Raw genomic sequence first — 14,286 nt, 5'->3', positions numbered from 1 at the left:
GCCCCATGAGGGGCCTCTTACGGGTGCCCTGCATCCGATGGAATCAACGACTGGAATCCGGACAGAATTCCCAAGCCGCCCATCTTTTTTCTGATCATGCAGTACCCTGTCGCGCCACACCGCGCGAAGAGGGGAGACGAGATGGTGTCCGAGTCCACAGAGGTGCAGGTCAGGCCGGGAGTCGAGGAGGACCTCAAAGCCCTCACGGACCTCTACAACCACTACGTACGTGAGACGCCGATCACATTCGACACGACCGTCTTCTCCCCCGAAGAGCGGCGTCCATGGCTGCTCTCCCACCTTGAAGACGAACGGCACCCGCTGATGGTTGCCACCGAGACGACCTCCGAGCGGATCCTCGGCTACGCCACGGCCAGCAGCTTCCGCCCGAAGGCCGCGTACGACACCTCGGTGGAGGTCACGATCTACCTGGCGCCCGACGCGGGCGGCCGCGGCGTCGGCACGCTCCTCTACGAGGCGCTCTTCGAGTCCCTCGCGGACCAGGACATCCATCGCGCGTACGCGGGCATCGCGCAGCCGAACGAGGCGTCGGACCGCCTCCACGCCCGCTTCGGCTTCCGCCATGTCGGGACGTATCGAGAGGTGGGACGGAAGTTCGGCCGGTACTGGGACGTCGCCTGGTACGAGAAGCCCATTTAAAGCCCCTGCGGCGATTGAGCAGCGGGGTCTGGGGCAGAGCCCCAGGTACCCACGGACCGCCGCACTATGACCCGAACTGAACCGACCGCTTCGCGAGTCCCATCCAAAACCCGTCGATCACACTCCGCTGCCCCGCCCCCTCAAGATCGCCGAAGGCATCCGCCGCGCCCATCGTCACGAACAGCGGGGCGAAGTGCTCGGTGCGCGGGTGCGCGAGCGCCCCGGCCGGCGACTTCCGCGTGAAGTCGAGCAGCGCGTCCACGTCGCCCGCCTCAAGGGCCCGGTGCCCCCAGTCGTCGAACTCCGACGACCACGTCGGGATCCCGCCCTGGCGCAGCGCGGCGAGGTTGTGGGTGAAGAAGCCGGAGCCGACGATCAGGACGCCCTCGTCACGCAGCGGCGCGAGGCGGCGGCCGATGTCCATGAGCCGGGCCGGGTCGAGCGTCGGCATGGAGACCTGGAGGACCGGGATGTCGGCGTCCGGGTACATCTCGACGAGCGGGACGTACGCGCCGTGGTCGAGCCCGCGGTCCGGCACGTCCTGGACCGGGATGCCCGGGCCGCGCAGCAGCTTGCGTACGGAGTCCGCGAGTTCGGGCGCGCCCGGCGCCGCGTACGTCACCTGGTAGTAGTGCTCGGGGAAGCCCCAGAAGTCGTACACGAGCGGCATGGTCTCGGTGGCGCCGAGGGCCAGCGGCGCGTTCTCCCAGTGCGCGGAGATCATCAGGATCGCCTTGGGGCGCGGGAGCTCGGCCGACCACTCGGCGAGCTGGCCCGGCCACAGGGCGTCGTCGGCGAGCGGCGGGGCGCCGTGGGAGAGGTACAGCGCGGGCATGCGCTCCAGTACGGACACGACAGCCTCCTTGAAGTTTCAAGTTCACTCGCCCATTAATGTAAGTCTTGTTTGTTTAATATTCAAGGAGGGGGACTACGATGGAGGGCATGGAGCCGGAGAACAGCGAAGAGACCCCGTGGCTGACGGATGACGAGCAGCGCACCTGGCGCGCGTACCTCCATGCCACCACGCTCCTCGAGGATCACCTCGACCGGCAACTGCAGCGCGACGCGAAGATGCCGCACGTCTACTTCGGGCTCCTGGTGAAGCTGAGCGAGTCGCCCCGGCGCCGGCTGCGGATGACCGAGCTGGCGCGGGAAACGAAGATCACCCGCTCCCGTCTCTCGCACGCGATCGCGCGCCTGGAGAAGAGCGGGTGGGTGCGGCGCGAGGACTGCCCGTCCGACAAGCGCGGGCAGTTCGCGATCCTCACGGACGAGGGCCTCGACGTGCTGAAGAAGACCGCACCGGGGCACGTCGACACCGTCCGCCAGGCCCTCTTCGCGCGGCTCACCCCCGAACAGCAGAAGTCCCTCGGCGAGATCATGATGATCGTCGCCGAGGGACTTCAGCCGAAGGAGGCCGGGGCGGACCTCCCCTGGCTCAGGTAGGGAGTCCCCGCGGGGTCAGTGCGCGACCACCGGCACCAGCACCTCGTCCTCCGCGCCCTCCGTGTCACCGGAGGCCGCGGCCGGACCCGTCCCCGGGGCCGCGGTGTTGACGAGCGTGAAGGCGATCAGGGACGCGACGGCCAGGATGCCGACGGCCCACCAGATGGCGTGGGTGTAGCCGCTGACCATGGCCTGCGCCTGGAGCAGCCGCTGGTTCGCGGCGCCCGCGTGGTCCACCAGGTACGAGGTGGTGGCCGAGGCCGCGATCGTGTTCAGCAGGGCCGTGCCGATGGCGCCGCCGACCTGCTGCGAGGTGTTGACCATCGCGGAGGCGACACCCGCGTCCCGCGCCTCGACGCCGATCGTGGCGAGCGACATGGCGGGCATGAACGCCGTACCCATGCCGAGGCCGAGCAGCAGCTGGCCGGGCAGGATCAGACCGGCGTACGAGGAGTCCACCGAGAGCTGGGTCAGGATCAGCATGCCGAGCCCCGCGAGCAGGAAGCCGGGACCCATCAGCAGACGGGGCCGTACGCGGGTCATCAGGCGGGCACCGATCTGCGTGGAGCCCGTGATCATGCCCGCGATCATCGGCAGGAACGCGAAGCCGGTCTTCACCGGCGAGAAGCCCTTCACGACCTGGAGGTAGTAGGTCAGGAAGAGGAACAGGCCGAACATCGCGATGACGGCGAGGCCGAGCGAGGCGTAGACACCGCCGCGGTTGCGGTCGGCGACGACGCGCAGCGGAAGCAGCGGGTTCTTCACCCTGGACTCGACGACGACGAAGGCGAGCAGCAGCGCGGCCGCGGCGACGAACATGCCGACAGTGGTCGCGTCGGACCAGCCGTTGGTCTCGGCACGCGTGAAGCCGTAGACGAGCGAGACCAGGCCGAGCGTCGAGAGCAGCACGCCGGGGATGTCGAGCGGCGAGCGGTTGCGGCCACCGGCCGGCTCACGGATGACGAAGTACGCACCGGCGGCGGCGACGATCGCGAACGGGATGTTCACGAAGAACGTCCAGCGCCAGTTCAGGTACTCGGTGAGGAAACCGCCGAGGATCAGGCCGACGGCGCCACCGCCACCGGCGATCGCACCGTAGATGCCGAACGCCTTGGCGCGCTCCTTGGCGTCGGTGAACATGACGGCGAGCAGCGACAGGGCGGCGGGCGCGAGCAGCGCGCCGAACACACCCTGCAGCGCGCGGGCGCCGAACATCATGGCCTCGTTGGCCGCCGCGCCACCGAGCGCGGAGGCGAGGGCGAAGCCGACCAGGCCGGTGACGAAGGTGCGCTTGCGGCCCCACAGGTCGGCGATGCGCCCGCCGAACAGGAGCAGACCGCCGAAGGCGAGCGCGTAGGCCGTGATGACCCACTGCTTGTTGCCGTCGGAGATGCCGAGGTCCTGCTGTGCGGCCGGCAGGGCGATGTTCACGATGGTGGCGTCGAGGACGACCATCAGCTGGGCGAGCGCGATGAAGGCGAGCGCTTTCCAGCGTCGGGAATCGGGTGCCGTTTCCGGCAAGGGGGTACCCACAGCGGGACTCCAAGTCGTGAATAAGCGTGAGAAAACGGTTCAGTACGAAGTGCTGCGAAGCCGAAGATCTACGACGACGGTCTACGGCGAAGATCTGCGAATGCGATACGAAGGCGAAGGTCTACGGAGAGGTGGAGAGGCGCGCGGACGTCAGTCCTGGCGGAGGTCCTCCAAGGTCGCGGGCTCGCCCGGGAGTTCCGAGCGGGCGGGTGCCATCAGGCCGTCGAGGAACAGCTGCAGATGACGGTGGACGTACCGGTCGAAGTCCAGACAGCCGGTGCCGGGCAGCGGCCGGGTGAGCTGGGAGAGGGCGACCATCAGATCCCCGACGCCGACGTCGGGGCGCAACTCGCCGCCCGTACGGGCCCGTTCGATGAGCTGCTCGACGGAATCGGTCAGCCGCTCGCGGGCGGCGACCAGCTCCGGATGGTCCGTGTCGAAGGTGGCGTCGAGCATCGGACACAGGGCGCCGATCCGCTCCTCGGCGGCGGCGTGCACGAACGTGCGCAGCGCGCCGAATCCGGTCGTCTCGCCGGCGTCCTCGGCGGCGAGCCCCCGCTCCGCGTGCTCGGTGATCTGATCGGTGACCGTGATCACCACGTGGTGCATCAGTTCACCGCGGTCCTTGAAGTTCCGGTACAGCGTGGCGTTGCCGACGCCGGCGCGGCGCGCCACCTCGTCGAGCGGCAGGACCGGGCCGTGCTCCACGAGCAGTTCGCGCGCGGCGTCGACGATCCGCTCCCGGTTGCGCACGGCGTCGGCCCGCGGGCGCGGGACGCGGCGCTGCGGCTTCTCGGTCGCGGTGCTCACGGCGGTCTCCTTCACGGGTCTGTGTGCACGGTCTTCGGATGAAGCGGGGAGCCAGTCCCCGGTTCGTGCGGACACGGGTCTAAACGGGGAGACCGTCCCCGGTTATTTCCCGACCCTCATGTGACCTGCCTCACACGCCCCTGACCTCGGAAACCCACGATCGGCGCACCCAGCGAGCGGCCCGCCCCACCCCGCCACAGGGTGATCGAAAGGGACCCGAGCGTGAGGCGGTGCGGATGCGAGTGCGTCGGATACGCAGGGGTCGCCGTGGGGCGCTGCTCGCCGTGAGCACGGCGGTGGCGCTCACCGTGACGATGACCGCGAGCACCGGCAGGCTCCTCGACGACTCGACGACCGCGGCGGGTCCCGTCGCCGTCTCGCGCACGACCTCCCTCGCGCCCTGCATGATCCGCGGCTCGCTCGGCGTCCAGATGTCGGAGGGCCTGCCCACCGCCCCCGGCTACGCCCGCTCCACCGGCACCGTGCGGGCCCTCAACCTCATGGTCGACTTCCCCGACGCGCCGGGGCAGGGCTCCGCGAAGGAGCGGCTCGGCGAGTTCTTCCCGCAGACGCGGGACTGGTTCCGCAGGGGCTCGTACGGAAAGCTCGACTACGTTCCCGAGGCCCCGATCGACCACTGGCTGCGGATGCCCAAGCCGTTCACCGCGTACGGGATAGACCGCGGCGCCCCCTTCGACCCCGGCTACCGCAAGCTCGCCGACGACATCGCGGCGGCCGCCGACCCGGAGGTGGACTTCCGGCGGTACGACCTGGTGAACATCCTGGTCACCCCGAACGCGGGGCCCTCCGCGCTGGACACCGTGCTGTCCGTGACGTTCGCGGGCAACCACGAGGCGCCGGTCGCCGACGGGGTGCCGCTCTCCAACGCGTCGTTCGTGTACTCCCGGCAGGACGACGGCTCCGGGTCGTACGGCAGGACCGGGTACCGGGTGCTGCCGCACGAGAACGGGCACGTGTTCGGGCTGCCGGACCTCTACACGCAGGACGGCGGCGGTGCCGCCGGGCACTGGGACATCATGAGCGAGGACTGGGGGGCCGGGAACGATCTGCTCGGCTGGCACAAATGGAAGCTCGGGTGGCTCGACGACAGTCAGGTCGGCTGCGCCGCGCAGTCCGGCACGACCGAGTACCGGCTCTCGCCGCTGGCCCGCGACGACGGCCGCTCGAAGCTGGTGTTCGTGCCGCTGACCCGGAAGACGGGGTACGCGATCGAGGTGCGTACGCAGGAGGGCAACGACGAGGCGGTGTGCCGGTCCGGGGTGCTGGTCTACAAGGTCGACGCGGATGTGGACACCGGGCAGGGGCCGGTCAAGGTCGAGGATGCGACGCCGGACAGCGGGGGGTGTACGCGGCAGCCGAATGTGCAGGCGGAGTTGTCCGATGCGGCGTTCCAGGCGGGGGAGGTGTTTCGGGACAAGGGGGCGGGCGTACGGGTGGTGGTTGGCGGGATCAGTGGTTCCGGCGACTATCAGGTGTACGTCACCCGTAGGTAGGTCACGGGGCACCGTCCCCGCGTGCTCGACCGCCCCCACGCCACGGGGCTCCGCCCCGGACCCCGCGCCTCAATCGCCGGCGGGGCTGGAGAACTCTGGGCTCGCCCTGGACCCCGCGCCTCAAGCGCCGGCAGGGCTGGAGAACTCGGGGACCGACCCAGGCCCCGCGCCTCAAGCGCCGGCGGGGCTGGAGAACTCTGGGCTCGCCCTGGACCCTGCGCCTCAAGCGCCGGCAGGGCTGGAGAACTCGGGAACCGACCCAGGCCCCGCGCCTCAAGCGCCGGCGGGGCTTGAAAAGATCGGGGCTCCGCCCCGGGCCCCGCTGCTCAAGCGCCGCAGGGGCTTGATTTGGCCCAGCCGTCGCGGGGGACTGATTTGCGCACCCGTCGCGGGGCTTGATGTGGCCCACCCGTCATGAGGGCCTGATTTACCCACCGTCACGAGAGCCGGATTTTGCCCGCCTCCCCGTGGGGCCTGTCTGTGCCCGCCTCCCCGTGGGCCGGACTTTGCTCACGTCACCGTGGGCCTGCTTGTGCCCGCCTCCCCATGGGCCTGCTTGTGCCCGCCTCCCCATGGGCCTGCTTGTGCCCGCCTCACCGTGAGCCTGCTTGTGCCCGCCTCACCGTGAGCCTGCTTGTGCCCGCCTCCCCATGGGCCTGCTTGTGCCCGCCTCACCGTGAGCCTGCTTGTGGCCGCCTCCCCGTGGGCAATGGCCCTGCCCTCGCCCACCAACCGCCACCCGCCCCCTCCGGGGGCGTCGGTCTCGGGGGACCCGCGTCTCGGTGCGGGTGCCCCGAGACCCGCGTGCCGGTGCGGGGGATCCGCTGCCGACCACGCCTTCCCGTCCAGCTGCGGTCGGCCGGCACCGGCTTGGGGGGCAGGGGGCCTCGGCCGCTGGCGTGGTCAGTTGGGGGTCAGGGATTGGCGCAGGGTGCGCTTCAGGACCTTTCCGGTGGCGTTGCGGGGGAGTTCGGATTCCTGGAGGACCACGTGGGTCGGGACCTTGAAGGCCGCCAGGGACTTCGCCGCGAAGGCGCGGATGTCGTCCGGGGTCACCGTCGAGCCCGGCCGGGTACGGAGTACCGCCGCCACCTCCTCGCCCAGCACCGGGTGCGGGACGCCCACGACGGCCGCCTCCAGGACCTCGGGGTGGTCGTGGAGTGTCGCCTCCACCTCGACGCAGTGGACGTTCTCGCCACCCCGGATGACCAGGTCCTTGATCCGGTCGACGACGCTGACCCGCCCGTCCGAGAGCACCGCCAGGTCCCCCGTCCGGAACCACCCGTCCTCCGTGAACGCGGCCCGCGTGGCCTCCGGCGCGTTCCAGTATCCGCGGATCAACGGCTGCCCGCGCAGGCACAGTTCGCCCACCTCGCCGTCGGGCAGCGGCTCACCCAGCGGGTCCGCGATCCGCACCTCGACCGCCGGTGCGGGCCGGCCGACGCTGCCCGGCCAACTCCGGTACTCCTCACCGGCGTTGGACAGGACACCGCCGAGCGTCTCGGTAAGGCCGTAGCCGTTGCGGGGCTCGATGCGCTCGCCGTACCGGTCGGTGAGGCGGGACACGATGCCGGGCGGAGCCGCCGCGCCGCCCGTGCTGAACCCCGTGAGCGTAGGAAGTTCGTCACCCAACTCCTTGGCACGCTCCAGGAGTTGGAGGGCCGTGGCCGGGACGCCGCCGAAGCTGGTGACGCCGTGTTCGCGGATCATGGCGAGCGCGGTGTCCGTGTCCCACTTGCGCAGCACCACGATCGTGCCACCCACGCCCATCGCGGCGTAGAAGCCGGTGAACGCCGCCACGTGGAAGAAGGGGAAGGTGAGGAGGCCGACGGGGGCCGGGCCCTGACCAGGCACGATGCCGCGGGTCAGCGCCGCGCGGGCCGCGGCGTAGCGGGGGCCCGTGACGGCGCCCATGTGGGCGTGGTGGGTGGCGACGGCGCCCTTGGGGCGGCCCGTCGTACCGGAGGTGTAGAGGATCGTGGCGTCCGATGACGGGTCGATGTCCACGTCGGGCGGCCCGAGTTGGGGGTCGGGCTCCGGCAGGTCCGCGTACCGCTCCACCCGGTCGCCGCTCGCCTCCCTGCCCTCCTCGTGGCAGACCAGGGTCCAGGGGCGTGGGCTCGCCGCGTCGAGCCACGGGCGGACGCGCTCGTAGCGCTCCCCGTCGACGACCAGCACCGCGGGGCGGCAGTCGTCGAGGGCGTACGCGCACTCGTCGGCGGTCCACCACGCGTTCAGCGGCACCGCCACCAGGCCCGCCAACTGCGCCGCCCAGAAGGCGACCTGCCACTCCGGGTGGTTGCGCATCGCGATGACGGCGCGGTCGCCCGGCCGCAGCCCGTAGCCGCCCGCGCTCTCGTCGCCGGTGAAGCGGCGGGCCAGCGCGCACGCCGCCGCGAAGAACTCCCCGTAGGTCATGCGCCCGGTCTCGGAGATGACGAAGGGGGTGTCTCGATACGCCCACGTCGTCTCGGCGAACTCGCGCAGCGTACGGGGCCCGTCGGCGTAGGAAAGGCGCCCGTCCTCGCCGCGTGCGACGGCGAAGGGGGCGCCCGGAGCGGTCAGCAGCGCTTCCACGGAATCCACGGCATCAGCGTCCATGGTCGGACGGTACGTCCGGCGGCCCGACCCACGTCAAGATACGTGCACGGGCCAACGGCCGGACGGGCCCGTACAGCGCGGCGGGCGGCGCGCGTGAACCTCCACGCGCACCGCCCGCCGACAGCCTCGTACTCCGCCTACTCCGCTGCGACGCGGCCTTTCACTGCGCTACGACGCGGCCTTCGCGTGCTCGGCCACCCGCTTGCGGGTCAGGAACCAGCCGATCACGAGGCCGGCCACGATCAGCGGCGAGCAGTACACCGAGATCGCCGAGTCGCCGCCGCCGACGACCATCAGGACCACGACCGCGACCAGGAAGACGATGGTCAGCCAGCTCGTGAAGGGCGCGCCCGGCAGCCGGAACGAGGGGCGCTCCAGCTCGCCGCGCAGCGCCTTCCGGCGCAGCACCATCTGGCAGACCATGATCATGACCCAGGTGCCGATCATGGTGATCGCGGAGAAGTTGATGACGATCGAGAACGCCCGCTCGGGCACGATGTAGTTGAGGATGATGCCCGCGATGTAGCACGTGGCGGTCAGCAGCACGCCGCCGTAGGGCACACCCTTCCTGCTCATCTTCGTGGTGAACGCGGGCGCGGAGCCCGCGAGGCCCATCGAGCGCAGCACGCGGCCGGTCGAGTAGAGACCGGAGTTGCAGCTGGACAGCGCCGCCGTGAGGATCACGAAGTTCATGATGCCGCTGATGCCGGGCACGCCCAGCTTGCCGAGCAGCGTCACGAACGGCGACTCGCCGGCCTTGTACGCGCTCCACGGCAGCAGCAGGACCAGGAGGAGCACCGACCCGACGTAGAACAGCACGATGCGCCACGACACCGAGTTGATGGCGCGCGGGATCACCTTGCGCGGGTTCTCCGTCTCGCCGGAGGCGATGCCGACCATCTCGATCGCCGCGTAGGCGAAGACGACGCCCTGGATGAGGACGATCGCCGGGAGCAGGCCGTTGGGCAGCATGCCGCCGTTGTCGGTAATCAGCTGCGGTCCCGTGCTGTGCCCGTCGACGGGGTGCCGGCTCGCAAGCAGCCAGCAGCCGATGGCCAGGAAGCCGAGGATCGCGGCGACCTTGATGATCGAGAACCAGAACTCGAACTCGCCGAACCAGCGCACCGAGATCAGGTTCGCGCCGAGCACCACGAGCAGCGCCACCAGGGCGAGCGTCCACTGCGGGATGTCGCGGAAGGCGGACCAGTAGTGCAGATACATCGCCACCGCGGTGATCTCCGCGATGCCGCTGCACACCCAGTGCAGGAAGTAGACCCAGCCCGCCGTGTACGCGGCCTTCTCGCCGAGGAACTCACGCGAGTACGAGACGAACGAGCCCGAGGTGGGCCGGTGCATCACCAGTTCGCCCATGGCGCGCGTGATGAAGAAGGCGAACAGACCGGTGATGGCGAAGATGACCACCAGGGACGGGCCCGCGGTGTGCAGCCGCTCCCCCGCGCCGAGGAAGAGACCGGTGCCGATGGCGCCGCCGATGGCGATCATCTGGACCTGACGATTGCGCAGGCCGGCCGAGTAACCCCCCTCACGGATGGCTCCGGCCGTGGCCTTGCCGTCCGTGGCCACACCGCTCTCGGTCGCAGCCGTAGAGGCCTGCGCGGGCCGAGCCTCGGGCTCGACTTGTGCTGTGTGCTCCATGGTTCTCCGACGTACGTGCAAAACGGCATGCCGCACACACGCGAGCGCGAACGCGCGCAGGCGTGGACGACGTACCTGTTGGACAGGACTGGTTCGCCGGATCCGGCGAACTACGAGATCAGAACGGATCCCGGTGGAGTGTGCCGCGGGCGTACCGCGCGACGACACGCCACCTTAAACCGTTCACAGGGGCAACTAATCCACGAGCCCGATCAGTGAACCCGCGTACTGGGCGCCGGACTCGGCCAGAACCTCGTCGAGGGACTGCGCGGAACGTACCGGCGCGAAGGTCACACCGGTCGATTCGTCCCGGACATACCCGTACACAGCGGGACGAGGAAGGCTGTTGTAGTGGAAGTGCGTCGAGAAGTAGTACGCGCCGGTGTCGTACAGCGCGACGAGATCGCCGGGCTCCAGTTCGGGCAGCTCACGACCGCGCGCCACGAGGTCGCCGGCGAAGCAGCAGGGCCCCGCCACGTCCTGCACCAGCGGCGCGCTCGTCCGCGGCCGGCCCTCGGCGTCGTACGCCCCCACCCGCAACGGCCACGACTCGGGCGCGAAGACGGTACGGGTCGCCACCTGCGCGCCCGCGTGCGTCACCGCGATCCGGCGGCCGCCGGAGGTCTTGGTGTACTCGACGTGGGCGGCGATGAACCCCTGCTTGGCGAGGAGCGAGCGCCCGAACTCGGTGACGAGGGTGTACCGGCCGTCGAAGAGCCCGGGGACGGTTCGGCGCAGGATGCCCGCGTACTCCTCGAAGCCGGGGGTGACGTCGTCCGACGCGAAGTTCACCGGCAGGCCGCCGCCGATGTCGAGGGTGTCGATCTGCTGCCGCCCGACGTGCGCGTTGATCTTCTCCGCGAGCTCGTACGCGGCGCGCACACCCTCCGCCATCAGCTCCAGGGCGACGCCCTGGGAGCCGGTGTGGGTGTGCAGGCGGGTCATCCACGGCCGCGTCTTGTACGCGTCGAGGACCCACTGCTCCGCGCCCGGATCCCGCAGCGTGAAGCCGAACTTGGAGGTCGCGGTGGCGGTGCTCATGGCACCGATGGACCCGCTGCCGACCTGCGGATTCACCCGAAGCCCGACGGGCGCGCAGCCCGCCCCGAACTCCTCGACGAGTTCGTCGATACGGGCCAGCTCCTGCGGGTTGTCGGCGTTCACGGCGATGCCGGCGGCCAGTGCGTCCCGCAGCTCGCCGACGGTCTTGGCGGGCGAGTCGAAGACGATCCGCTCGGCGGGCACCCCGGCCGCCCGCGCGAGCGCCAGCTCACCGGGGCTCGCGACCTCCGCGCCGATGCCCTCCTCGTTCAGGAGCGCGAGCACGGGTACGAGCGAGGCGGCCTTCACGGCGAAGGTGTGCCGCGCGTCGACGCCCTCGAACGCCGCCTTGAGCGCCCGCGCGGCCTCCCGGATCCCGGCCACGTCGAGCAGCCCGAGCACGGGGGCGTCGGGCCCCACGAGCCCCTTCTCAACGGCGGCCCGCAAAGCGGCGTCACGACGGGCGGCGGAGGCGGGGGGCTGCGGCATCGGGGGGTGTCCTGCCTTCTGCGTCTTGGTGGGGGTGGGGCGGGGTGGTACGGGGGGCTGGGGTGGCTGGGTGGTGGTCGGATGGCCGGGTGGTGGCTGGCCGGCTGGGTGGTGACCGGTCGGCTGGCCGGTGGCTGACCGGTGGCTGGCCGGTGGCTGACCGGCCGGATCCTGCGAGTCGGTCGCGTGCCGGGTCCAGTCGCCGTCCGGCTGGCCGGTGGCTGGCTGGTGGTCGGTGGCTGGCCGTCCAGCCGGCCGACCGTCCAGCTACTCGTCACCTTGCAGCGCGGCGGGGCGGCCTGTCTGCGTGCGGCCGCACGAAGTACGGGACCGGCGGACTGTGGGCCGGCACAAGGAGCGGCGGGCCGGGAGGCGTGCGTGGTGCGGGCGCACGACGGCGGACGGGTAGGCGTGGTGGCGGCGCACTACGCCGGCGCGCGTGGCCGCATGCCGCGATCACGGCAGCGGGATCAGCCCGGCCCGCCTCAGCCCCAGCTCGACGACGAGCCGCACGTCGGGGTCCCCCAGGTCGAAGCCGCCCAGCTCGCGGGCCCTGCGCAGCCGGTACCGCAACGTATTCGCATGGATCCCCAGATAACGGGCGGTGGCCCCGGCGTCCCCGAAGAACACCAGGTGCGCGGCGACCGTGCGCGGCAGATCCGTCCCGTGCCGCTCGTCGTGCGCGAGGAGCGCGGCCACGGCGTCGTGGACCGACGGCACCTGCGCGGCGACAGCGTCCGACACCCGCAGCGCGTCCAGGGCGAACCGCACGTCGTCGGCGCCGGCCACCTCCGGCTCCCCGTGCGCACGCAGCACCCGCACGACCTCGGCGGCCCCGGCGCGGGAGTCCGCCGCGTCCTTCAGCGCACCGACGACCGGCCCCACCGCGACCAGCGGCTTGACCCCGGCGCCGCGCAGCACACCGGCGAGATCCCGGGCGAGACGCTCGGCGGCGTCGGGCCGCGGGTCGACCAACAACACGTCGACCCGGTCACCGTCGACTTGCCCAGCCCCTCCACCACCTGAGAAGCCGGTCCCAGGACGCACCCCCGACACCTGGCCACCACGGGAAGCCACCCCGTCCCCAACCCCTCCGCCACTCGAGACGCCGGCCCCGGCACGGAACCCCGAGACCTGGCCAGCACCAGCAGCCGCCCCAGCCCCTCCACCACCTGAGAAGCCAGGCCCAGGACGGAACCCCGAGACCTGGCCAGCACGAGCAGCCGCCCCATCCCCAGCCCCTCCACCACCTGAGAAGCCAGGCCCAGGACGGGACTCCGAGACCTGGTCAGCACGGGAAGCCGCCCCATTTCCAGCCCCTCCGGCGCTTGAGGAGCGGGGTCCGGGGCGGAGCCCCGAGGCCTGGCCGGCACGGGGATCCGCCCCGTGAACCTGGGGCAGACCGCCCTCCGCCCGGTAGGCGAACGCGGGCGCGCCGTGCGCGGCGACCCGCAACACCACCGCCCGCAACGCCCGCTCCCGCACCTCCGGCGCCACGGGCCCCACGGCCACGACCGAAAGCACACCGCACGGCTGACCGGCGTCGACGCCGAGCGCCGCGGCCGCGGCACCCACATCCGGCGACCGCTCCTCGAACAGGGCCCGCACCGCGTGCCGACGCCGCCCCTCGGCGGACCGGGAACGCAGCCTGTGGTGCAGCAGATGCGGCACGGCGATGGCGGCAGCCTGCCGCAAGGCCTCCCGCGCCCCCTCCGGCAGCGGCTCCCCGTCGGCGGCGGCCCACAGCGACCCGAGGACCTCCTCCCCCGCGCGTACGGCGACGGCGAGCCGCTCGGGGAACCGCCCGTCGGCGGGCCGATGCACGACGTCCCCCGCCCACAACGCCGCCAGGAACCCGCTCTCCGCCAGCTCGGCGACCCGCCACCGCGGCACCCGCCGCCCGAGGATGGTCAGTCGCCGCAGCGGGTCGGCGGTATCTGCCGTGGGCGAGTACGCCAGCACATTCGACTCGGGATCCTCGATGGTGATCGCGCCCCCGACGAGCGCGGCGAGCGCCGAGGCGAGGGCCGGCAGATCCCCGAGCCCCACATCGACCCCGGGCTCGCTCGTCCGCGCCCCACCGGCCGCGAGCGCTGCCCGCAACAGCCCGATCAACTCGCCCCAGTCCACCCACGGGGCTCGGGCGAGCAACGCGGTGGACACACCGTCGGCCACCTCATCCAGCAGCGGCGCCACGCCCTCCGCACCCCGCCGCACCACGAGCGCGGCGGCCCCCGCCCGGTCAGCCGCACGCAACACTTCAGCGGCGGCCGGATCCGACGTATCGACCCCCACCGCGATGAGCACCCGCCCCCGCTCCTGCAGGCTCTCCCCCGCGTCGAACACCCCGACCCCGCCGACGGCCACGTCCGTCCCGCACGGCGCCCGCACGACCTGGACGACGTCCCGCCCCACGACCCCGACGACCTGCGCCAACGTGGGGCCCCCGCCCGGAGCGGGATTCTCGGGCTGCGGCCTGCCGGACACGGAAAACTCCATGTCCCCAGTCTCACCGATCACGTACACCCCGCCCGAT

Annotated in this window: 10 protein-coding genes; 3 read left to right on the top strand and 7 right to left on the bottom strand. The window is 71.6% G+C overall.

Annotation, left to right across the window (positions count from 1 at the left end; genetic code table 11):
* Nucleotides 1-141 precede the first annotated feature (141 nt).
* Nucleotides 142-660: a GNAT family N-acetyltransferase gene (locus ACP4E5_RS26030; RefSeq protein WP_425832656.1), complete on the top strand. Its 519-nt coding sequence runs from the start codon at nucleotides 142-144 to the stop codon at nucleotides 658-660.
* Between the two features lie 64 nt (nucleotides 661-724).
* Here the strand turns inward: ACP4E5_RS26030 and ACP4E5_RS26025 are convergent, their stop codons facing one another.
* Nucleotides 725-1,495 carry a dioxygenase family protein gene (locus ACP4E5_RS26025; protein ID WP_425841652.1) on the bottom strand — a complete coding sequence of 257 codons (771 nt, stop codon included), beginning with the start codon at nucleotides 1,493-1,495 and terminating at the stop codon, nucleotides 725-727.
* Between the two features lie 107 nt (nucleotides 1,496-1,602).
* Between ACP4E5_RS26025 and ACP4E5_RS26020 the strand changes: the two genes are divergently transcribed.
* A complete protein-coding gene (locus ACP4E5_RS26020) occupies nucleotides 1,603-2,106 on the top strand; it encodes a MarR family winged helix-turn-helix transcriptional regulator (RefSeq protein WP_425832654.1) in 504 nt (167 codons plus the stop codon).
* Nucleotides 2,107-2,121: 15 nt separating this feature from the next.
* Here ACP4E5_RS26020 and ACP4E5_RS26015 read toward each other — a convergent pair whose 3' ends face one another.
* Nucleotides 2,122-3,639, bottom strand: coding sequence for an MFS transporter (locus ACP4E5_RS26015; RefSeq protein WP_425832652.1), 1,518 nt, complete (start codon nucleotides 3,637-3,639; stop codon nucleotides 2,122-2,124).
* Between the two features lie 150 nt (nucleotides 3,640-3,789).
* Nucleotides 3,790-4,449 carry a TetR/AcrR family transcriptional regulator gene (locus tag ACP4E5_RS26010; protein WP_425832650.1) on the bottom strand — a complete coding sequence of 220 codons (660 nt, stop codon included), beginning with the start codon at nucleotides 4,447-4,449 and terminating at the stop codon, nucleotides 3,790-3,792.
* Between the two features lie 236 nt (nucleotides 4,450-4,685).
* Here ACP4E5_RS26010 and ACP4E5_RS26005 point away from each other — a divergent pair, with 236 nt between their 5' ends.
* A complete protein-coding gene (locus ACP4E5_RS26005; protein WP_425832649.1) occupies nucleotides 4,686-5,963 on the top strand; it encodes a M6 family metalloprotease domain-containing protein in 1,278 nt (425 codons plus the stop codon).
* Nucleotides 5,964-6,866: 903 nt separating this feature from the next.
* On the opposite strand, the gene ACP4E5_RS26000 is transcribed toward ACP4E5_RS26005, so the two are convergent.
* The 4 genes from ACP4E5_RS26000 to ACP4E5_RS25985 form a co-directional block, all read right to left on the bottom strand.
* Entirely contained in the window at nucleotides 6,867-8,564 is a 1,698-nt protein-coding gene (locus ACP4E5_RS26000; RefSeq protein WP_425832648.1) for a class I adenylate-forming enzyme family protein, read from the bottom strand.
* A gap of 168 nt (nucleotides 8,565-8,732) precedes the next feature.
* Nucleotides 8,733-10,220 (bottom strand): amino acid permease, encoded by a 1,488-nt coding sequence (locus tag ACP4E5_RS25995; protein WP_425832647.1) that lies wholly within the window; start codon nucleotides 10,218-10,220, stop codon nucleotides 8,733-8,735.
* Nucleotides 10,221-10,415: 195 nt separating this feature from the next.
* Nucleotides 10,416-11,750: a type III PLP-dependent enzyme domain-containing protein gene (locus ACP4E5_RS25990; RefSeq protein WP_425832646.1), complete on the bottom strand. Its 1,335-nt coding sequence runs from the start codon at nucleotides 11,748-11,750 to the stop codon at nucleotides 10,416-10,418.
* Between the two features lie 456 nt (nucleotides 11,751-12,206).
* Complete coding sequence (locus ACP4E5_RS25985; protein WP_425832645.1) at nucleotides 12,207-14,249, bottom strand: helix-turn-helix domain-containing protein; 2,043 nt, start codon at nucleotides 14,247-14,249, stop codon at nucleotides 12,207-12,209.
* Nucleotides 14,250-14,286 lie beyond the last annotated feature (37 nt).

This window comes from Streptomyces fractus, from assembly GCF_049844455.1.
GTDB classification, from domain to species: domain Bacteria; phylum Actinomycetota; class Actinomycetes; order Streptomycetales; family Streptomycetaceae; genus Streptomyces; species Streptomyces fractus.
Note: the sequence above shows the minus strand (reverse complement) of the source record. Positions and strands in the feature narration are given on the sequence as shown.

Bases quoted from the DNA above. Each gene is read 5' to 3' on its own strand.
- ACP4E5_RS26030 (WP_425832656.1), top strand. From the start codon at position 142: ATGGTGTCCGAGTCCACAGAGGTGCAGGTCAGGCCGGGAGTCGAGGAG.
- ACP4E5_RS26025 (WP_425841652.1), bottom strand. From the start codon at position 1,495: ATGCCCGCGCTGTACCTCTCCCACGGCGCCCCGCCGCTCGCCGACGAC.
- ACP4E5_RS26020 (WP_425832654.1), top strand. From the start codon at position 1,603: ATGGAGCCGGAGAACAGCGAAGAGACCCCGTGGCTGACGGATGACGAG.
- ACP4E5_RS26005 (WP_425832649.1), top strand. From the start codon at position 4,686: ATGCGAGTGCGTCGGATACGCAGGGGTCGCCGTGGGGCGCTGCTCGCC.
- ACP4E5_RS26000 (WP_425832648.1), bottom strand. From the start codon at position 8,564: ATGGACGCTGATGCCGTGGATTCCGTGGAAGCGCTGCTGACCGCTCCG.
- ACP4E5_RS25995 (WP_425832647.1), bottom strand. From the start codon at position 10,220: ATGGAGCACACAGCACAAGTCGAGCCCGAGGCTCGGCCCGCGCAGGCC.
- ACP4E5_RS25990 (WP_425832646.1), bottom strand. From the start codon at position 11,750: ATGCCGCAGCCCCCCGCCTCCGCCGCCCGTCGTGACGCCGCTTTGCGG.
- ACP4E5_RS25985 (WP_425832645.1), bottom strand. From the start codon at position 14,249: ATGGAGTTTTCCGTGTCCGGCAGGCCGCAGCCCGAGAATCCCGCTCCG.